The sequence below is a fragment of the Massilia sp. 2TAF26 genome, from assembly GCF_052115005.1.
Taxonomy (GTDB): domain Bacteria; phylum Pseudomonadota; class Gammaproteobacteria; order Burkholderiales; family Burkholderiaceae_D; genus Telluria.
The window spans coordinates 1-19,348 of sequence record NZ_JBFRFV010000028.1 but is presented as its reverse complement, the minus strand read 5'-3'; the positions used below and the strand labels follow the sequence as shown (position 1 = coordinate 19,348).

Here is a 19,348-nt window from a genome sequence, read left to right as displayed (position 1 = left end):
AGTCGTCCCCGCTTCCGCGGGGATGACGGTTCAAACGGCGGCGGCTTAAATCCCCGCCGCCAGCAAGCCCTCGTTCACCTCCGCCCACACATTCCCGCTGCGCATGAACTTCTCGGTCGCCAGCAACTGGAACTGCTTGTGCACGGAATCCCAGCCATAACGATCGACCTCGATCTTCCGCGGCTCGGTGCGGATCACGTTGAAGGAGTTCACCTCGCCGCGGCCGCGCGTGGACGTTGCCGTGCCGGCCTGCACCACCAGGGCCGCGTACTCGCTGATCTTGTAGCGCGCCTGGGTGTTGCCGGCGTGGCTCTTGTGCAGGTGGCCGGCCAGCAGCAGGTCGACGCCGACGTCGGCGAAGGCATCCATCGCCATGTGGGCGCGGTCGACCAGGTCGTCCTCGTCGGTGGAGCCTTCGGGCAGGTCGAAGGGATGGTGGGTCACCACCACCCTCACGATATCCTTCGGCATGCTGGCCAGGGTGGCGCGGATCTTGTCGACCTGCTCCTTGTTGACGCGGCCGTCCTTCCAGGTGAGGGAGCGTGCCGTGTTCACGCCCAGCACCGCGACCTCGTCGTCGATGAAGACCGGGTCCAGGTCGTCGGTGATGTAGCGCTTGTAGCGTTCGAGCGGCAGCGCGAAGCGGCGGAACACGTTGTACAGCGAGATGTCGTGGTTGCCGGGGACGACGATCTGCGGACCGGGCAAGGTGTCGAGCCAGGCGCGCGCCTCCTCGAACTGCTCGCTTTTCGCCCGCTGCGTCAGGTCGCCCGACACCACCACCACGCTCGGGGCGAGGCGGTGGACGAGGTCGCGCAGCGGGTCGAGCAGTTCCGGATCGACGCGGCCGAAATGCAGGTCAGAGAGGTGAACGAGTGTGCGCATGATCTTCCGCTTCCTTTCCTGGTGTCGCTGTTAGCGTTGTGATGTTGGTTCCTTCCATTGTCGCCGCGGGAACCAGCACCGTCAGTGCGCCAGGCCTCACCCGGTAGCGCAGCGGCGCATGCATCTGCGTGACTTCGCCGTCGGTGGCGACGTGCAGGTGCGCGTGGTGGGTGGCGATCTCGAATTCCGCCGCCTCCAGGATGTCGAAGTCGCGCTCGCTGCCCAGCCTGCCGAGCAGGGCATCGATGGCGAAGCGCAGCAGGCCCAGGCGGGTCGGATGCTGGGCCACGTACAGGCTCAGCACGCCGTCGTCGAGGCGCTCGCGCTCGCCGATCGCCAGGCCCTGCATGGTGTAGCGGTTGTTGCCGATGAAGACGAAGGGCGTGCGGCGCGCCAGCGTTTCGCCATTCACCATCAGGCGCATCGACAGGAAAGGATAGCGGCGCAGCGCCGCCAGCGTCGCCCACAGGGCCGCCGGCCATTTGCCGCGCCCCAGGCGGCGCTGCTGCTTCTCGCGGTCGCGCACGATGTCCGGGTAGATCCCGAGGCTGGAGTTGTTGAGGAAGATGCGGCCGTTGACTTCGCCGACGTCGACCTGGCGCGGCACGCCGCTCGCCAGGTTGCGCACGGCTTCGTCGAGCTCGATCGGAACACCGAGGTCTTTCGCGAAATGGTTCAGGGTCCCGAGCGGCAGCACGCCGAAGCGCACGCCGCTGCCCACCATCACGGAGGCGACCGCGTTGATGGTGCCGTCGCCGCCGCCGGCCGCGACCAGTTCCGCGCCCTGCTCGAGCGCGCGCCTGGCGGTGGCGATCATCGCCTGGCCGTCCTTGGCCAGTACCAGTTCGGCGTCCAGGCCGGCCTCGCTCAGCTTGGCGCGCAGTTCCGCGCAGGCCTGGTCGTCGTGGCCGTGGCCGGCGCCGCCGTTGACGATCACGGTCACCGGCTTCATGGCGCCACCTCCCTGCCCTGCGCACCCGCCCTGCGGCGGCGGTGCAGGGTCGACACCGCCGTGATGCAGATCGCCAGCCAGGCCGCGCCTTCCGCGCTGGCCGCCAGCACGTCGGACAGGTAGTGCACGCCCAGGTACATGCGCGACAGCGCCACCAGCATCACCATCAGCACGCAGGCGGCGACGATCGCGGCGCGCGCCGGCCAGGCATGCACGCGGCGCACCAGGTAGCAGGCCAGCAGGCCGTAGAACACGGTCGCGGCCGCGGTGTGGCCGCTGGGGAAGCTATAGGTCGACAGGGTCAGCAAGGGGTCCTCCAGGCTGGGCCGGGCGCGGCGGAAAATGTGTTTGAGGGCGACGTTGAGCAGCATCCCGCCCGGCACCGACACCAATACCACGACCAGCCAGTAATGCGCCTTGCGGTACCAGAACCAGAGCGCCAGCAGCAAGCCCATGATGCTGGAGCCGAGGATGCCGTTCCAGTGCGTGATGAAGAGCATGGCATCGGTGAAGCCGGCGTCAGCGTGGGCGCGGAACCAGTGTGCAAGCCGGACGTCGATCAGGGTGATGGTGTCGCCCTCGATCACGTCCTCGGCGATCTCGCCGAAGGCCCAGGCGGCGCACAGGATCAGGATCACGCCGATGGTGAGATGCAGGCCCATCTCCTCCTTCGGAGAGAAGCGCCGGGCGAGGAATCGATGAACTGAGCGGTGGACGGATGTCAGCATGCGGCTCCAGTTGGGGCCAGTTGGTGAAAAAACCACAGTTGCGAAATAGAACTGGATTTTTGTACAGTAACTGTGGATTTATACAGTAGTTGTGATATTCTGAATGCACTTGAACAACACGTTGACCAACAACACTCGACAAAGGGATCGTCATGACTACTCTGAACAGCTCTTTTGGCCTTGAATACGCACCGACTCCGTTCCTGGTCCGCCTCGGCCGCCGCGAGATTCTCGTTACCCGCGATTTTCGCAAGCGCTTCTACGCAGTCAATCCGGTCATCGAATTCGATACCGGGGTCGTGCCGGGCCACCTCGAAGTGCTGCTGTTCCGCCGCTGGCTGCTGATCCTGTCGAAGGCCAAGTGAAAGTCGGCGCGTTATAAAGCGTCGCATTAAAAAGCGCATAAGGTTCATCGTTTAAATTCGTTTTCTTTCGCTGAGCAGGCACCTAAGCTGAGGCTTCCTCACCTGCCCGAAAGAAAACGATGTTTCATAAAAAAATCGCCGCCACGCTGGCCCTCGTAGCGCTTTTCAGCTCCGTCTTGGGCCAGTCCGCCGCCTTCGCCGCGGACATCACCCTGCTGAACGTGTCGTACGACCCGACCCGTGAGCTCTACCAGGATTTCAACCAGGCTTTCGCCCGCCAGTGGAAAGCCAAGACCGGCGACAACGTCACCGTCAAGCAATCGCATGGCGGCTCCGGCAAGCAGGCGCGTTCGGTGATCGACGGCCTGCAAGCCGACGTCGTCACCCTGGCGCTGGCCTATGACATCGATGCTATCAGCGAACGCGGCCTTATCGCGCACAACTGGCAACAGCGCCTGGCCCACAACAGCACGCCCTACGCCTCGACCATCGTGTTCCTGGTCCGCAAGGGCAATCCGAAGCACATCAAGGATTGGGCCGACCTGATCAAGCCGGGCGTCTCCGTGATCACGCCGAACCCGAAGACCTCGGGCGGCGCGCGCTGGAACCACCTGGCCGCCTACGGCTACGCCCTGCGCCTGCCGGGCGGCACCGACGCCAGCGCCCGCGACTACCTGGCCAAGCTGTACAAGAACGTGCCGGTGCTGGACTCCGGCGCCCGCGGCGCCACCACCACTTTCGTCGAACGCGGCATCGGCGACGTCCTGCTGGCCTGGGAAAACGAAGCCCTGCTGGCGGTGAAGGAACTGGGCCCGGACAAGTTCGAAGTCGTGGCCCCGTCGGTGAGCATCCTGGCCCAGCCGCCGGTGTCGGTGGTCGACAAGGTCGTCGACAAGCGCGGCACCCGCGCGGTGGCCGAAGCCTACCTGCAATACCTGTACAGCGCCGAAGGCCAACAGATCGCCGCCAAGCACTATTACCGCCCGGTGGTCGAGCCCTACGCCAAGCAATACGCGGCACAATTCCCGGCCGTCAAGCTGTTCACCATCGACGAGATCGCCGGCGGCTGGACCAAGGCGCAGAAGGCGCACTTTGCGGACGGGGGGATTTTCGATCAGATTTATCAGCCGGGTAAGAAGTAAAGATAGAAATATCAGCTCCGTCGTCCCCGCGCAGGCGGGGATCCAAGTTTGCTTGCGCTAACGAGACGCTTGCAGAACTTGGGTCCCCGCCTTCGCGGGGACGAGGTTTTGGAGGCGCAGGGACGACGTTTTGGGGAGCGGAAACTGCTCCACCGTTTTTGTAAAAATGACCTGCAATCCCGTGCATGGTCACGAGTGTCGTGTTCACAAGCTAGCCACGGGACTCATTCATGTCAGTGCAACTACGCAAGATCGACGAGCAGGTGTGGTGATCACCGGCGCCACCAGCGGCATCGGGCTGACTACCGCCCGCAACGGCGAGGCGCTCGACCAGGCGTGATCGGCGATGGGCAAGGGTGCCTGCGCCGGCCGCGGCCACACTACGAAAAAACCGGGCACCGCCCGGTTTTTTACCATCCGTAAAAACTTCGATCATTTGCCCGGCGCCGGCCCCTTCGGCGGCTGGCTGCCGAGGAAGTCCACGTCCTCGTCCGTCAGCGGCAGGTCCGGGATCGATTCGATGTGGTCGGTGTCGATGTCGTTGCCGTCCCTGACGCGCAGGTCGCGGCCGGCGGCCGCACGTTCGCCGGTGCCGCCGAAATCGCTGTCGCTCTCCAGGTTGGGGTCGCCCATGTCGGCCCCGGCGGTATCGTGGGCATAGCTTTCCTCGTTGTCCGAGGTGGTGCCGGTGTCCAGGTCCAGCACCTGGTCGTCGTCCAGATTGGCCGCGAAGCCCGGGCCGCCGACGACGTCGCTGCCGCTGTCGGTCACGTCGCTCGGGCCAAGGGCATCGATGCCGTGGCCTTTGCCAAGGCTACGGTCTGGTGCTCCGGGAAAGTTATCCGGATCAAGTGTGCTCGAGCCAGTCATGTGTCCTCCGATTCAATGCAATAAGTCATAAAGTCAGGCTACCCCAAATTCAAAACGCATGGCGCATGCCGACGTTCACTGCGGAACTACCGGGATGCGCCGCGCCGCCGATCAGTACCCCGTTGCCCTTGGTGGTGACCGTGTGGGAGATGGCCGCGTAGAAATCCGTCTTGCGCGACACGACATAGCTGGCGCCCACCGCGAACTGGTTGGCGTCGCGGTTGGCGAGGTCGCGGTCGTTCTTGTGGATATAGGAGGCCAGGAAAGTCGTGTTGCGCGTCACCGGCACCGCCACGCCCGCCATAGTGTCGCGGCTGTCGGTCGACGAGGTGCTGGCCACCCCGGCGCCGTAGGGATTGTCCGGGTTGTACAGGGGTGAGCTGCCCCAGCCGCGGTTGGCCGCATAAGCCGCGTAGGCCGTGCCCCAGCGCATGCGCAGGTTGGCGGCGATCAGCGAGTTCTTTGCATCCATGCTGCTGCCGACCAGGTCGAACAGGCGGATCTGGGCCACGTGGCGGTTCTGGTGGGCGGCGCGCAACGAGAAGCTGCCCATGTCGACGCCTACCGTCATGCCCCAGGCGCGGTCGGCCAGCGGGTCGCCGCCGAGGGTGTCGACGGTCCAGGAGCCGCCGGTGCTCAAGCCGTTCATGCTGCTGCCGTAGTAGCGCACATTCTCGTTCGACCGCATGCCGTTGCGCCCGACCAGGTTGCTGGCCCGGCCGGCGGTGCCGGTGTGGAAGGGATCGCCGACATCGGCCAGCGACAGGTATTCCAGGTTGTACTGGCGGCCGAGGGTGAAGCCTTCGATGTCGCCGAAGGCCGAGCGGCCGAACTGGCCATAACCGCGCCGTGGCGGCGTCGCCCAGTCCCCGCCGCGGGTACGGGTGGGAACGCCGGTGAATACCGCGATGTCGTGGGCGCCCGTCGCGCCCTGCGCGGTGCCGGCGGGTGCCGCGGGTGCGGTTCCGGCGCCGGCGTCCTGCGCGAACGCAAGGCGGGCGGCTCCGCAAAATACGATGGCGATGATGGGCGGCGTCTTCATGGCGAAATCCTCAGTACGCCTACAGTATTCCCACTCTACTGCTTCGCTCTGTCCAGAATCGCACAATATGCACCACAACTTGGCTCGTGTTTTTGTCGGTGTATTCCGACGTAGCAATCGGGCTCTTGCATTGCGCTGGTCACTACCGGGTTTCCAGTTTAGAATCTGTCGACCGCTGTAATTAAACTACATGAAAGCGACGATAATGAGACAGCTTACCCGTACCCTTGCTACAGCCACCTTCGCCCTGAGCGGTGTGTTCGCCGCCTTCCCCAGCCTTGCCGCCGAGCCTGCCCCCGCAAGCGCAGCGCCGATGGCCCACGTGGCCTGGTCGAAGAATGCCAACATCTACGAAGTCAATATTCGCCAATACACGAAGGAAGGGACCTTCAAGGCCTTCGCCGCCCACCTTCCGCGCCTCAAGAAGATGGGCGTCGACATCCTTTGGCTAATGCCGGTCCAGCCGATCGGCGAAAAGAACCGCAAGGGCACGCTGGGCAGCTATTACGCGGTGCGCGACTACACGGCCGTGAATCCGGAATTCGGCACCCTGGCCGATTTCAAGGCCCTCGTGAAGCAGGCACACGGGCTGGGCATGAAGGTGCTGATCGACTGGGTCGCCAACCACACGGCCTTCGACAATCCGTGGACGGTCGAGCACAAGGACTGGTACCTGCTGAACGACAAGGGCGAAATCTTCCCGGTCACCTACACCGACGGCGCCGAACCGGAATACTGGACCGACGTCACCGGCCTCGACTACAGCAAGCCAGCCCTGTGGAAAGGCATGACCGAGGCGATGGCGTACTGGGTGCGCGAAACCGACATCGACGGCTTCCGCTGCGACGTCGCCGGCAAGGTGCCGACCCCGTTCTGGAACCAGGCGCGCGATGCCCTCGACCGCATCAAGCCCGTCTTCATGCTGGCCGAGGCGGACAAGCCCGAGCTGCACGAACACGCCTTCGACATGACCTATGGCTGGGATACCAAGGACCTGTTCAAGGACATCGCCAAGGGCAAGAAGGATGCGCGTGCGCTGAAGGACTTCCTGGAACATCCACCCAGGGCCTATCCGCCGGGCGCCTACCGCATGCGCTTCACCTCGAACCACGACGAGAACTCCTGGGCCGGCAGCGACGTCGAACTCTACGGCCCGGCCTTCAAGGCAATGGCCGTGCTGGCCGCCACCCTGCCCGGCATGCCGCTCATCTACGGCGGCCAGGAAGCCGGCCTCGACAAGCGCATCGAGTTCTTCGAGAAGGACCCCATCGACTGGAAGACCTACCGGTACGCCCCCTTCTACGCCAGCCTGCTCAAGCTCAAGCACGATAATCCGGCACTGTGGAACGGCCAGTACGGCGGCGGCACCGAGGTGCTGGAGACCGGCAACGACAAGGTCTTCGCCTTCCAGCGCAAGCGCGACGGCAATATCGTGAAGGTCATTGTCAACCTGTCGAACGCGGCGCAGAAGTACACCCTGCCCGGCGGCAAGCAGCAGTCGCTGGCGGCCTGGGATTACCGCATCGAGGCGCCGGGCTCGGCGCGCTGAGAACGCCACGGGTCGCCCGCTTTGTTCACATAGTGGGCGACAAGGTAGCGCCAGGGCAGCACGAAGGGAATGATCAGTGCCAGGGCGCAGTCGAAGACATTCGCCTGCGTCGCCTCGTCCATCGTTCCGCTGCGCCAGGCCGGCAGCGCGACCGCCAGCAGCCACACCATCTTCCACACGAATTCCCACAACAGCACGGGCAGCATCTGCAGCGGATAGCGCACCCCGAGAATGGCCAACATCCAGAAGGCGACCAGCATGCAGTTGACCACGCCCTGGGTCAGCGCCCACGGGCCCTGGTGGTGCAGGATGCCGGGCAAGATGAAGGTCCCGAAACCGACCACGATGAACAGGTACATTGCGCGCAACAGGTACAGCCGGAACAGGGATACCTCGACCATGACAGCCTCCATTGGATGACGTTCGGACTTAGAGCGCTCTTATTCAACTTGCTTGAGGATCTGCTCGACGCTGGCAGTACGCGACTCCAGCCGCGCCAGCGTGGCGCTCATGGCGGCAAGCTGGGCGGCCGTGTCGGCCTGCGATTGGGCCACCTGGGCCGCCAGCTGGCGCCAGGCCTCGTCGTGGGCCAGCCGGCTTCTCGCCTGCTGCACGGACGCAAAATACTTCATGCCGAAGACCAGCAGCACCGTGACGAGCGGCAGGCAGAGAGTCAGCAGATAAACGCTAGTGGACATGGCAACCTCTACTCTTCCTTGTTGTTCAGGGTCTTCACGGCTTCGGCAATGAGGCCGGGCGCCAGCGGCACCGCGAACGCCGCCACCTCGAAATAATTCAGCGCCTTGCCGTCCGCCGACAACTCCATCCGGCTGGTGACCAGGCCCGCCTCCGCCAGCTTCTGCAGGTGCAGGTGCAGCAGCGGCCGGCTCAGGCCGATGTCCCGCGCCAGCTGGCTGACATAGTTGCGTCCGCCCGTCGCGAGCGCCGCGACGATGCGCAGCCGGTGCGGATTCGCGAGCGCCGCCAGCATCAGCAGCAGGCGGTCGCCATCGATCTTTTTAGTTTCGTCTTTCACGTGTCAATAATTCCTTACACGTGAAAACAAGTCAAGCGAAATCATGCCGTCACCGGCAAGCGGGCATTCGTCCCACCGCGCTTGCCGGCCACCGCAAGCGGATCGCATACTTTTTTCATCCAGAAACCATGCGATCCGATGAAGACACTCCGAACCGGTACTCCGGCGCTCCTGCTCGCCGTCCACGCCTGCGCCAGCGCGCAGGCCCAGGCTCCATCTCAGTCCCAAGCGGCGGTGCAGCAGGTGATGGTCAGCGCCAGCGCCCTCCAGCAGCGCGCGCAATCGACCACCACCGCCCTCGTCGTCACCCGCGACGAGATCGTGCGCCAGGGCGACGCCAGCCTCATCGAAGTGCTGAAGCGCCAGCCCGGCATCACCATCGACGGCGCCCCGGGCAAGCCGGCGATCCGCATGCGCGGACTCGGCAGCGGCTATGTGGCCATCCTCCTCAACGGCACGCCCGCGCCCGGCGGCTTTTCGCTGGAAGAGATCGATCCCGAGCTGGTCGAGCGCATCGAGATCCTGCGCGCGCCCACCGCCGAGACCAGCGGCCAGGCGGTGGCCGGCGCCATCAACATCGTCCTGCGCAAGGCCGGCAAGCTTGCCGCGCCGCAGACCGAGCTGAAGGCCGGCGCTTCGATTACCGATGGCCACCCGGCGCCCAGCCTCAGCGTCCAGCATGCCGGCCGTGTGAACGCACTGGCCTACACGCTCGCAGCCACCCTCAAGCGCCGCGACGAGACCTATACCGGCGTGACGACCGACGAGCGCCGCGCGCATCCGCTACTGCGGCATACGGCCTGGGAAGACCGGCAGATTAACGACCAGCTGGAACTGGCGCCGCGCCTGGACTGGCAGCCGACGGCGAACGACACCCTGTCTTCGCAAAGCTGGGTGCGCTGGAAGCGCATCGACAACGCCAAGTCCGAGCTCGAGAGCACGCAGATCGGATCGCCGAGCAGTTTCCCGCACGGCGCCAGCAGCTACCGCGCCCACTCGCAGCCGCAAGCCTATGCGGACCTGTCGTGGACCCGCAAGCTGGACCAGGGCGCGCGCCTCTCGGCCAAGCTGTCCGGCTATGCGAAGTCGATCGGCGCCGGCTTCGTCTACCGCGGCATGGACCTCGCCGATACCCTGCTCGAAACCCACCACGTGGACTCCGGCCAGTCCGAGCGCGGGCTGACGTTCAACGGCAGCTACCGCCGGCCGCTCCTGAAGACCCACGCGCTGGCCCTGGGCTGGGAAGCGGGCCGCACGCGGCGCCAGGAATTCCGGCGCGAGCAACAGTTCGATGCCGCCGGCCGCCCGCTGCTGGGCAGCGACGAGGACTACCGGGCAAAGGTAAGCCGCAGCGCTGTCTGGATCCAGGACGAGTGGGACATCACCGAGGCCTGGTCGGCCTACCTGGGCCTGCGCCGCGAAGACCTGCGCACCACCGGCGAAGGCAGCGCGCACGCGCCGGTGGACGTCGATTCAAGCGTCTGGAGTCCGATCTTCCAGACCCTGTTCAAGCCCGGCGGCCAGGACAACAAGGGCGACCAGTTGCGCTTCGCCCTCAGCCGCACCTACAAGGCGCCGCAGATCGTCCAGCTCATGCCGCGCCGCTACACGGTGGACAACAACAACAGCGCCACCAACCCCGACCAGCAGGGCAATCCGAACCTGCGTCCAGAACTCTCGCTCGGCGCCGACCTGGCCTGGGAACACTATGTGGGCAAGGACGACATGCTCAGCATCAGCGCCTTCGCCAAGCGCATCCGCGACATCACGCTGGACCGCGTGATCCTGCAGAACGGCGTCTGGATCGTCACCCCGGACAATGCCGGCAGCGCCACCGTGCGGGGACTGGAATTCGAAGCCAGGACCCGTCGCGGCGCGCTGGCGGCACGGGTGAATGTCGCGCGCAACTGGTCGCGGCTGGAAGCGGTGGCGGGGCCGGACAATCGCATCGCCGGCCAGCCGGCATGGAGCGGCAACCTGGGACTCGATGTCGGCGCGTCGACACTGCCGCTCGATCTGGGCGGGACGATGAGCTACCGGGGGCGTGTCGCCTCGCGCCAGAGTCCCCTGCTGGCCGACTATGGCAGCCCCAAGCGCCAGCTCGACCTCTACGCGGTGTGGAAGCGCGACCGGAAAAGCAAGCTGCGGCTGTCGGTGTCCGACCTGCTGCATAGTAACTCCTTCGGCCGCAGCGTCTACGGCGGCGAGGACGACCTGGCGACCAGCTACGTCTACCACGCCCGCACCACTTGGCGGCTCCAATGGGAGCAGAACCTCTAAGCCGACTTAACGGCGGAGCGCCGTGAACGCCGCCGGCTCCCACTCGCGCAAGGCCAGCAGCAGCCCGCTGCCGCGGCGCTTGGGCAGCGGCGAGGCCAGGCTCTCCTCGTGCAGCTCGGCGAAGCGGGCGCGCAGCTGGCGCAGCTCGGCCTGCATGCGTGCGAGCGCGCTCTCGGTCAGCATGCCATGCGTGAAGGCGAGCGACTGCTCGGGCTTGTCGAAGCCGCTGTCGAGGAAGTCGTTCAGGCCTTCGGTGCGGAAGTACCGGCGGATCGGCCCGTCCGGCATCCAGTCGAAATCGCGCGCCACGTTCAGGCGTATCCGGTTGCCGGGCATCAGGGCGATCAGGTGCAGGCGGTCCAGGTACAGCAGCTTCTGCAGGCACTCCGGCTCGCTCAGCTTGTAGACGGCCAGGATGTCCTGCAGGGTCCAGTGGTTCAGCGCGCACACGGCCACCAGCAGCAGCCGCGTATCCGACACCAGCTCCTTTTCCTGGGCCGGCGTGAGGGTGCGCACGCGGCTTTCCGTCACCGCCGCTTCCTGGGCCAGTTCGGCCAGGGTGAAGCCGAGCATATTGCTGATCTCGACCACGCGGTCGACGCCCAGGTTATCCGAGGTCAGCAGGCGCTTGACGCTGGCTTCCGACAGTCTCAGCGCGCTGGCGACGTCGCGGTAGGTCTTGCCCTGCAGCTTGAGCTGGCGTTTGATGGTCGTGATGAGTTGGGAAACTTCGGACATTGCGGCGAGATTTCTTCTATGACAATATGTGCTGTCAGATTACACCATAACAATATAGGGGATGCCAATGCAGCTTGCTGATTATCTTGCCAACGACGCCACGTCCCTCGCCCAGCAGGTAGCGCGCGGCGACGTCCGTCCCGGAGAACTGCTGGACCTGGCCCTGGCCCAGCACCGGCGCGTGCACGGCAGCGTGAACGCCGTCGTGCGGCTGATGGAAGACCAGGCGCGCGGCCAGCTCGGCGGCCCGCTGGGCGGCCCCTTCGCCGGCGTGCCCTTCCTGATCAAGGACGGCCGGCAGGATTACGCCGGCCTGCCCACCAGCTACGGCAGCCGCGCCATGCAGAACATCGTCCCCGCCCGCCACTCCCACGTGGTCGAGCGCTTCCTGAAGTCCGGCCTGGTCATCTTCGGCAAGACCAACCTGCCGGAATTCGCGATCCGCGCCGTCACCGACCCCGAGCTGTACGGCCGCACCAGCAATCCCTGGGACCTGACGCGAACCCCGGGCGGCTCCAGCGGCGGCGCGGCGGCGGCGGTGGCCGCCGGCATCGTGCCGATGGCGGCCGGGAACGACGGCGGCGGCTCGATCCGCATTCCCGCCGCCTGCTGCGGCCTGTTCGGCCTGCGGCCCTCGCGCGGACGGGTCTCGTCCGGCCCCGGCGCCGCCGAAGGCTGGTTCGGCGCCTCCAGCGAAGGCGTGATCTCGCGCAGCGTGCGCGATTCGGCGCTGGCGCTGGACGTCCTGCAGGGCGCCGAACCGGGCGATCCCTTCGTGATCGCGCCGCCTACCGAACCCTACGCCCAGGCGATGCTGCGCGAGCCGGGACGGCTGCGCATCGGCTTCACGACGGCCTCGCCGATCGGCACCGAGGTGCATCCGGAAGCGGTGAAGGCGGTCGAGCATGCCGCCCGGCTGCTGGAAAGCCTGGGGCACCACGTCGAAGAAGCGGCCCCAGACATCGACGGCGCCGCATTGGCCCAGAGCTACCTGCACATCTACTTCGGCCAGATCCCGGCCGCCGTCACGCACGCGAAAAAGCAGGGCGCGAAGGCGAGCGACCTGGAGCTCACCAACCGCCTGCTGGTCACGCTCGGGAACAGCATCTCGGCCACGTCGCTCACCGCGCAGCTGAACCGCTGGAACGAGTACGCGCGCGCCCTCGCCGCCTTCCACCAGCGCTATGACCTGCTGCTGACGCCGACCCTGGCCGCGCCGCCCGTCAAGCACGGCACCGGCGACCAGTCGGGCGCGGAAAAGGCGCTGCTGGGCTTCCTGCACGGCACTGGCGTGCTCGGCGTGCTTGCCCGCCTCGGCCTGCTCGACGGCACGATCCGGAAAATCGCGACCGACAACCTGCGCTATGTGCCCTTCACCCAGCTCTCGAACCTGACCGGCACGCCGTCGATGAGCGTGCCGCTGCACTGGACCGACGAGGGCCTGCCGCTGGGCGTCCAGTTCGTCGGCCCCTTCGGCAGCGAAGACCGGCTGCTGCAGCTGGCCCGCCAGCTCGAACAGGCGCAGCCCTGGTTCGACCGCCTGCCGTCACTGGCGCGAGGCTGAGTGCGCTAACTCAAAATCGATGAGTTCCAATTGATCAGTATCAAACGCTCACTCGGTCAATCATCGAGATTAGGTCTTTCCACTACCCGAATGACTCGGACAAAGGAGAGATCATGGCAACCAGAGCCTTATCTGCTTTATTTGCCGCCGCTGTAGCCGCAATCGCGCTCAGTCCGGCGGCGCAGGCGCAGAGCCTGACCGGTTCGCAAGTTACCGTCGCCGGCTACTGCTGCACGGCTGTCACCCCATCCGACCTGGTGACGAATACGCTCACCGCGACCGTCGGCCCGACCGTGGAGTTCCCGGAAGGGAGCTTCATGTCCACCGCGGTGGGCTTCGACGTACTGCCCGTCACCGTCGACGTCGGCGCCTCGACGATCCGGATCAGCTATACGGCGGGCGGGCCGGTGGCGCCGGGCGGATTCAACGGCTTCGCGTTCTCGTTTGCGGATGCGCCCACGATCACTGGTGCGACGGTCGATCCATCGAGTACCTATGTCCCGGTGGTGAGCTTCGGTCCCGATACCATCTATGTGAATGAGGCGGGCCAGACTTTGACCTCGACGTCCAGTGTGCTGGTGAATATTTCGGCAGTGCCGGAGCCTGGGGCGTACGCCTTGATGCTGGGTGGATTGGGATTGCTGGGGGTGATGGCTCGGCGGCGCCGGGTTCATTAAGCTGTCTTCTTGCGCAGGGAGGCGCTCTTCGATCGTCTCCCTGGCTTGGCACTCAGGATCCGACGAGTTTGCAATGCAGGACGACGTCCGGATCGATCCGGTAGGCCGCACACACGCGGTGAAATCCGTCCGCAATGATCACCTTCTTCAGCGAACTCGCGCGCATCAGCAGCACCGGCGAAATCGCTTCGCCATTCTTGATCTTCTTGATCTGCTCGCGAGTCGGGCGGTCGTCCGCTTTCGGCACCGTGAGCTGAGCGGCGCGGAGCAGATCCGTCGCCTTGAACCCCGTGATCGCTACGGATCGCATTTCTGCGACGGCTTTATCCACGTTTTTCTGGACCTCGAGCAGCGACAGGTAGTGCGCTGCTGCGCCATAGTCTTCGTCGATCGCGTCTTCGAGCCATTGGACCTGGCGAGGCTGCTGCTTGGGCTGCTTTGGCATTTGGTCGCTCCAGTTATCGTTTCGATACTATATTGTATTGCCAAGACTCGAAAACATTTGGACACATTTTCATGCATGCTGCGGTCAACCGTCGCAGCCGGGCTACGTTATTTGAACACGCACGTATATTCGTGTCCGCTCGAAGGAAAGAATCATGAAAAAACTCTCACTGCTGGCCGGCCTGGTCATGTTTGCGGCGACTTCCGCATTTGCCCAGACCACCGTACCGAATCCGGTTGCACCGTCGAGCACGACCAGCCAGGCGGCGCCGGCCAAGATGCACGAGACCCACGAGAAGGCCACCAAGGCTGCTGAAAAAACCACCAAGGCCAAGGCCGCGCCGATGGAACAGGCGCCGGGTGGCGGTAACGGGAAGGTTTGGGTGAATACGTCCAGCAAGGTGTATCACTGCGAGGGTGACAAGTACTATGGCAAGACCAAGAAAGGCGAATACATGAGCGAGGCGGATGCCAAGGCCAAGGGCTTTCATGGGGAGCATGGGAAGGCTTGCGCGGCCAAGTCCTGATCATTGCTCCGCGCTGGAAATTCCATAAGCGGCGCAAACAAAGTTTAAAGACGCTCGTTTCCAGACTACAATCGGCGGTAGCTCAACAATATTGAACTACCGTCGATGGCCCTCATTCCTCACTACGAACAGCATGCCTCCCGGCTGGTTGAGCAGTATGAGTCGCTATCCTTTCAAGAGGTTCACGCAGGCCTGCTTGACTTGCTTCCGCCACCTGGTGGCACAGTGCTCGACATTGGCGCCGGCTCCGGCCGTGACGCGGCCTGGTTCGTGGCAAATGGATATGACGTCGTTGCCGTCGAGCCCTCGGACGCCATGCTCGCCCAGGCGCGCAAACTACATCCATCAACGCGAATTCACTGGGTATCCGATAGCCTGCCGGACCTTGCGAACGTTCGGCGCCTCGGCCTAAGCTTCGATCTCATTCTCTTGTCCGCCGTCTGGATGCATATTCCTCCGGCAGCGCGTCAGCGTTCGCTAAGAAAGCTGGCAACGCTGCTGGCGCCGAAAGGACGCATCGCGATCAGTCTCCGGCTGGGGAGGCCCGATACCGAGCGAGCAATGCATGAGGTCTCATTGCCAGAATTGGCGAGCCTCGCCCAACAGTTCGGACTGCGGATCGTGCGCACAAGCGATAGCCATGACAAACTTGGCCGGAACGAGGTCTCATGGACAAACGTCGTACTTGGACTTCCCGATGACGGTCTGGGCGCCCTGCCCTTGTTGCGGCATCTGATCCTGGTCGACGGAAAGTCGTCGACTTACAAGATTGCGCTTCTTCGCGTGCTGGCCCGGATTGCCGATGCCGCGGCGGGTACGGCCCGCTATGAAGCTGATTCCGTGGTCGTACCATTGGGGCTGGTATCGCTCTTCTGGATGCGCATGTACAAGCCGCTGATCGAAAACGCGCTGCCGCAAATGCCGAGCTCTCCGTCCGGGAACGGTCCTGGCTTTCTCACCGATAGCTTTCTTGCGCTTCGACCTGTGACCACAGTTGAATTGCGGATTGGGTCCGTATTCAATGGACAGTCAGCGAAGCATCTCCATCGCAGCCTGTCGGAGATTTCACAGGTGATCCGCAATATGCCGGCGACCTACCTGCGCTGGCCATCGAGCGACAATCCGATCTTCGAGGTCACGCGACGCCGCATGATCGCTACACCAGCTCAACTCCAGATCGACGACCCCTTCCTGTGGAGCCTCGGCGACTTCCGCATCCCGCTTGAGATCTGGCAGGCGCTGACGCATTACAACGTATGGATCGAGCCAGTGCTGGTGTCGGAATGGGTCAGGTTGATCGAGTCCTATTGCAACGACGGGCGGCCAGACGTGCGCACGCTCGCGTATTCGCTGCTCACATGGGTGGATCCTGCACGCGACACCAGCTTCGCCAGGGCGGCCGTGGATCGCATCCGCGTGGCCGGCAAGCCGGTGTACTGTGTGTGGTCGGGTGCGCGCCTGCGCGACGAGTACGACGTAGACCACTGCTTCCCATTTGCTGCATGGCCCTGCGGCGACGCATGGAACTTGGTGCCGGCGTCACGGCAGATCAACATCCAGAAATCGAATCGCCTGGTCACCCAGGCGGCACTGGAGCGTGCCAGCGATACCATCAGTGAATGGTGGAGCGATGCCTTCCTGAGCCAGGGCGAGGACATGCGCCGCCAGTTCTTCCTCGAAGCTTCGCAGACCCTACCGATACTCGTCACCGATCCAGAACCGGCGGACGTCATCGACGCGATGAAAGTACATCGCATTAGATTGAGCAAGGATCAGGGATTGCGGGCTTGGGAGCCACCCTACGCCGGGAATCGCGGCAGGACAGATGATCGGCAGCCTGTCGACACGGATGCATCGATGACCGAAGTGCGCTCATGGTAATGGCAACGCCATGTGGCTGGGCGGTTGAATCACACGTCGGCGCGCCAAGTTCATGCACCAATGCCAAACGTCTAGCGAGTCAACACGTCCAATTTTATCTGGACGGCAATTTTATTCAATTCCTATATTTTGCCGGGAGAGGAGGCGGCTTCGGACTACACTTCATTCTCGTAGCAATATGATGAAACGAAAAAAGCCCCAATATGTGGGGCTTTAGTTCAGTATGCTTGGCGGAAGCGGTGTCAGCAGTAGTTTGTCTATGAAAATGGAGACATTTTTCAAAGGCTACCCACCATGCTGCCCACTGGGCCGTTCAAACTGATTTTTGTGGCCAATCAATAGTGTGGGTGCGGATTGACTGCCGCTGCCGCCACCTCCGCAGCGTCAACGCACTTTGCACCCTCATTTTCCCGTTCCTTTTTGTCGGGCAGGCTATTTACCCAATCTGCAGGCTTAGGTCCGGCAAACGGCCATTGTGAAGTTTAACGTGTAGGGCGTGTAAATACGCCTCGATTATGGGCACGAGGTGTGGGTGCGACACCGTGATGACTCCCAAGCTGACCCGCCCGTCCTCAATTTCTTTTTGCTGAAGTGGGCAGGCTACCTTCGAGCCGAATTGGTTGTTAGGGAAGGTATAACGACCTGACGGCAGTCGGGCTGGGGTCCGTACATGATCCCCAGACACGGTTGTGCAAGTTGTTCTTTCGACCTCTTCCGGGCTGTGAAATTCTCCGACTTTCGCATACCGTGCAGCGTCGACAAAACCGTAAGCTATGCCAAGCAAAACAACCAGGGCGCCAGACCGTTGAAACATAAGGCGTCGATTGACGCAAGCTTCGCCAAAAACATGTTCTAGCCAAATGCTGGCAGCTATACAAGCAACAAGTAGAACAAACAGCGGCAAAACGTAACGCTTCATCGATAGATTTTCCGGTCAGTTTGCTTCAGCCAAGAGCTGCTTAAGACGCTCGATTAGCGCAGGAATATAGTGCTTAGGGATCACGATGTGCACGTCGGTGTCTGCACTGCTAGCAGTTTGCCGTTCGTATTCCTCCAGTTCGCGCACCAGAACCACATCGTTCTTAGAGTTCAAGAAAACCTTCACTTCTTGAGTTCGTGGCACCAGCACTTCATCAGCTTCATTCATAGCTATCTTCCTTTACAGTAGGCCCCAGGCTTTCTCTATCCGGGCAATCTCATCAACGAGCATTTGCTTCCTCACGTCCATTCCACGACCGCCGGGAAAATAGACGGTGCGAGGCGCTTCGAATTTCTTGACGACTTCCGTCTGCATATGTGCTCGCAGAGACGCGTACTCATGGGTGTCGCCGAAGTTTGGAGGAACCTCGTCAACCTCGGCCAATTTTGCGCGCCACGCTGCGATCAAACTGCGGCGGTGCGTCCTACGCTCAGTTGCTTCATCTACGCGTGACTTGATCCACGGCGCCGCTAATCCACTAAGGAACCCCAGCACAGCGGTTGCAAGTGGAACGACAATCTTTTCGAAATCCATTGACGCTCCTTTCCTTAATCAGCGCCCGGAAGCTACCCAGGAAAAAAATAGCAAAAGCGGCGCAGCCCAGCCGACGATCCGAGAAGTCTTTTCGCCGGCCCCCATGTGATCGCTCAAGAAGCCGGACAAAAATAGTCCTGCGAAAAACCACATCGGTAGGGCCGTCAGAATGATGAGAGCGGTAAGCATTTTTTCGCAACTGCCCGCGTCTCAGGACTGTCTCGGCGTCGTGTCAGTGAAGCCATCGATAAGCCAGCAGATCGTCAGAAGAGTGCTGCTACCTTCGTCGTGCTCGACCTTGGATAGCGAATACTTTGAGCAGTCGATATGGAATTGCGCCAATTCGCGGACCGCCATCGCCTCCAATTCCACGCCGGTCAAACCAGTAGTGTTGCTCATGATGTCTTTAAATTCGCGGCTACCGGCCGTGTACAGGGCGCCGTGCGGGCGCCAGGTTTTCCGTTCAGTAGAGCCGCCCTGATATGTTTTCGATGAGTGCCGATAACTCGGACACCATGGGCTCAGTGGCAGGCAACACTACTCCGTGAACCCCTATCGAGTAACGGAGGTAGTACGGCGCCCCGTGGAGCTGGCTAAGATTCGATAGCCAATTCGGTGGGGTGGCTGCCACACCTAAACCTTCATGTGCAGCTAGGGTCCAAAGTGCCGATAAATCGTGGCGAATCGGATTCTGCTTGAGACGAATATCGTTACCGCTACGGGAGAGATATGCTTTCAATCCGCACTCGGCGGCTTGGGCAGCGAGAAAGGCAAGAGCAAAGGCACAATTTGGCGTGTTCGCTAACTCCAGCACTCCGACAAGGAAATTTCTTGCCGTTCCAATGTAAGTATCAGGCGGGCCGGGAGGTTTGATAGACACGCCCTCTAGTGTGACATTCATTGTGCCGGTTATCATAGGCTGCATACGTTCAGTTTTCCGATCTATCACTTGCCAACGAAGCTACAATTTTTCTGTCTGAAATCCTCCTTAGCCCAGACACTGTAGTTGTCCAGTCCCGTTTGATCGTAAACGCGTTTGACGAATAATTCTGGGCGCTTCTGCTGCCATTCCTTGAGTGCGAGGATAGGCGTTTTATTGTCGATGGCGCGTTGTGGAATGTGGTGGTTGTACAGCTTCAAGTAGTTCAGCAATGT

21 protein-coding genes and 1 pseudogene are annotated in these 19,348 nt (G+C 62.9%); 8 read left to right on the top strand and 14 right to left on the bottom strand.

What is annotated here, in order from left to right; all coding sequences use genetic code 11:
* Positions 1 to 45: 45 nt before the first annotated feature.
* From AB4Z32_RS22420 to AB4Z32_RS22410, 3 genes are read right to left on the bottom strand one after another with little or no spacing between them, the layout of a single operon-like run.
* Positions 46 to 885, bottom strand: coding sequence for a metallophosphoesterase family protein (locus tag AB4Z32_RS22420; protein ID WP_442124081.1), 840 nt, complete (start codon positions 883 to 885; stop codon positions 46 to 48).
* Positions 860 to 1,837 carry a diacylglycerol/lipid kinase family protein gene (locus AB4Z32_RS22415; protein WP_442124080.1) on the bottom strand — a complete coding sequence of 326 codons (978 nt, stop codon included), beginning with the start codon at positions 1,835 to 1,837 and terminating at the stop codon, positions 860 to 862. Before AB4Z32_RS22415 ends, AB4Z32_RS22420 begins: the two co-directional genes overlap by 26 nt.
* Positions 1,834 to 2,499: a phosphatase PAP2 family protein gene (locus AB4Z32_RS22410; RefSeq protein ID WP_442124079.1), complete on the bottom strand. Its 666-nt coding sequence runs from the start codon at positions 2,497 to 2,499 to the stop codon at positions 1,834 to 1,836. Before AB4Z32_RS22410 ends, AB4Z32_RS22415 begins: the two co-directional genes overlap by 4 nt.
* 218 nt (positions 2,500 to 2,717) lie before the next feature.
* Between AB4Z32_RS22410 and AB4Z32_RS22405 the strand changes: the two genes are divergently transcribed.
* Complete coding sequence (locus AB4Z32_RS22405) at positions 2,718 to 2,930, top strand: hypothetical protein (RefSeq protein ID WP_258845858.1); 213 nt, start codon at positions 2,718 to 2,720, stop codon at positions 2,928 to 2,930.
* Between the two features lie 119 nt (positions 2,931 to 3,049).
* Complete coding sequence (locus AB4Z32_RS22400; protein ID WP_442124078.1) at positions 3,050 to 4,072, top strand: sulfate ABC transporter substrate-binding protein; 1,023 nt, start codon at positions 3,050 to 3,052, stop codon at positions 4,070 to 4,072.
* Positions 4,073 to 4,504: 432 nt separating this feature from the next.
* On the opposite strand, the gene AB4Z32_RS22395 is transcribed toward AB4Z32_RS22400, so the two are convergent.
* Positions 4,505 to 4,942 carry a hypothetical protein gene (locus tag AB4Z32_RS22395; protein ID WP_442124077.1) on the bottom strand — a complete coding sequence of 146 codons (438 nt, stop codon included), beginning with the start codon at positions 4,940 to 4,942 and terminating at the stop codon, positions 4,505 to 4,507.
* A gap of 49 nt (positions 4,943 to 4,991) precedes the next feature.
* Complete coding sequence (locus tag AB4Z32_RS22390) at positions 4,992 to 5,984, bottom strand: porin (RefSeq protein WP_442124076.1); 993 nt, start codon at positions 5,982 to 5,984, stop codon at positions 4,992 to 4,994.
* A gap of 205 nt (positions 5,985 to 6,189) precedes the next feature.
* Here AB4Z32_RS22390 and AB4Z32_RS22385 point away from each other — a divergent pair, with 205 nt between their 5' ends.
* Positions 6,190 to 7,533, top strand: a complete 1,344-nt coding sequence (locus tag AB4Z32_RS22385) for an alpha-amylase family glycosyl hydrolase (RefSeq protein WP_442124075.1) — start codon at positions 6,190 to 6,192, stop codon at positions 7,531 to 7,533.
* On the opposite strand, the gene AB4Z32_RS22380 is transcribed toward AB4Z32_RS22385, so the two are convergent.
* Genes AB4Z32_RS22380 through AB4Z32_RS22370 form a run of 3 tightly spaced genes read right to left on the bottom strand, consistent with a single transcriptional unit; the run spans position 7,500 to position 8,569 of the window.
* Positions 7,500 to 7,934 carry a hypothetical protein gene (locus AB4Z32_RS22380; protein ID WP_442124074.1) on the bottom strand — a complete coding sequence of 145 codons (435 nt, stop codon included), beginning with the start codon at positions 7,932 to 7,934 and terminating at the stop codon, positions 7,500 to 7,502. The genes AB4Z32_RS22385 and AB4Z32_RS22380 overlap by 34 nt on opposite strands.
* Before the next feature lie 39 nt (positions 7,935 to 7,973).
* A complete protein-coding gene (locus AB4Z32_RS22375) occupies positions 7,974 to 8,231 on the bottom strand; it encodes a hypothetical protein (RefSeq protein WP_442124073.1) in 258 nt (85 codons plus the stop codon).
* A gap of 8 nt (positions 8,232 to 8,239) precedes the next feature.
* A complete protein-coding gene (locus AB4Z32_RS22370) occupies positions 8,240 to 8,569 on the bottom strand; it encodes an ArsR/SmtB family transcription factor (protein WP_442124072.1) in 330 nt (109 codons plus the stop codon).
* 138 nt (positions 8,570 to 8,707) lie between these two features.
* Here AB4Z32_RS22370 and AB4Z32_RS22365 point away from each other — a divergent pair, with 138 nt between their 5' ends.
* Complete coding sequence (locus tag AB4Z32_RS22365) at positions 8,708 to 10,849, top strand: TonB-dependent receptor plug domain-containing protein (protein WP_442124071.1); 2,142 nt, start codon at positions 8,708 to 8,710, stop codon at positions 10,847 to 10,849.
* A 6-nt stretch (positions 10,850 to 10,855) separates the two neighbouring features.
* On the opposite strand, the gene AB4Z32_RS22360 is transcribed toward AB4Z32_RS22365, so the two are convergent.
* Positions 10,856 to 11,587, bottom strand: a complete 732-nt coding sequence (locus AB4Z32_RS22360; RefSeq protein WP_442124070.1) for a transcriptional regulator — start codon at positions 11,585 to 11,587, stop codon at positions 10,856 to 10,858.
* Between the two features lie 67 nt (positions 11,588 to 11,654).
* Between AB4Z32_RS22360 and AB4Z32_RS22355 the strand changes: the two genes are divergently transcribed.
* Together AB4Z32_RS22355 and AB4Z32_RS22350 are read left to right on the top strand one after the other, a co-directional pair.
* Positions 11,655 to 13,151: an amidase gene (locus AB4Z32_RS22355; RefSeq protein WP_442124069.1), complete on the top strand. Its 1,497-nt coding sequence runs from the start codon at positions 11,655 to 11,657 to the stop codon at positions 13,149 to 13,151.
* A gap of 113 nt (positions 13,152 to 13,264) precedes the next feature.
* Entirely contained in the window at positions 13,265 to 13,828 is a 564-nt protein-coding gene (locus tag AB4Z32_RS22350) for a PEP-CTERM sorting domain-containing protein (RefSeq protein WP_442124068.1), read from the top strand.
* 52 nt (positions 13,829 to 13,880) lie between these two features.
* Here AB4Z32_RS22350 and AB4Z32_RS22345 read toward each other — a convergent pair whose 3' ends face one another.
* Positions 13,881 to 14,273, bottom strand: coding sequence for a hypothetical protein (locus AB4Z32_RS22345; RefSeq protein ID WP_442124067.1), 393 nt, complete (start codon positions 14,271 to 14,273; stop codon positions 13,881 to 13,883).
* Between the two features lie 154 nt (positions 14,274 to 14,427).
* Between AB4Z32_RS22345 and AB4Z32_RS22340 the strand changes: the two genes are divergently transcribed.
* Positions 14,428 to 14,799, top strand: a complete 372-nt coding sequence (locus AB4Z32_RS22340) for a hypothetical protein (protein ID WP_442124066.1) — start codon at positions 14,428 to 14,430, stop codon at positions 14,797 to 14,799.
* A 105-nt stretch (positions 14,800 to 14,904) separates the two neighbouring features.
* Positions 14,905 to 16,680 carry a methyltransferase domain-containing protein gene (locus AB4Z32_RS22335; protein WP_442124065.1) on the top strand — a complete coding sequence of 592 codons (1,776 nt, stop codon included), beginning with the start codon at positions 14,905 to 14,907 and terminating at the stop codon, positions 16,678 to 16,680.
* A gap of 934 nt (positions 16,681 to 17,614) precedes the next feature.
* Here the strand turns inward: AB4Z32_RS22335 and AB4Z32_RS22330 are convergent.
* The 4 genes and pseudogenes from AB4Z32_RS22330 to AB4Z32_RS22315 all read right to left on the bottom strand — a co-directional run.
* The gene (locus AB4Z32_RS22330) at positions 17,615 to 17,827 is read right to left on the bottom strand and encodes a hypothetical protein (protein WP_442124064.1); all 213 of its coding nucleotides are present in this window, start codon (positions 17,825 to 17,827) and stop codon (positions 17,615 to 17,617) included.
* A gap of 12 nt (positions 17,828 to 17,839) precedes the next feature.
* A complete protein-coding gene (locus AB4Z32_RS22325) occupies positions 17,840 to 18,193 on the bottom strand; it encodes a hypothetical protein (RefSeq protein WP_442124063.1) in 354 nt (117 codons plus the stop codon).
* A gap of 210 nt (positions 18,194 to 18,403) precedes the next feature.
* Entirely contained in the window at positions 18,404 to 18,592 is a 189-nt protein-coding gene (locus AB4Z32_RS22320) for a hypothetical protein (RefSeq protein WP_442124062.1), read from the bottom strand.
* Positions 18,593 to 19,201: 609 nt separating this feature from the next.
* A pseudogene (locus AB4Z32_RS22315) lies at positions 19,202 to 19,348 on the bottom strand (IS481 family transposase); the annotation flags it as partial.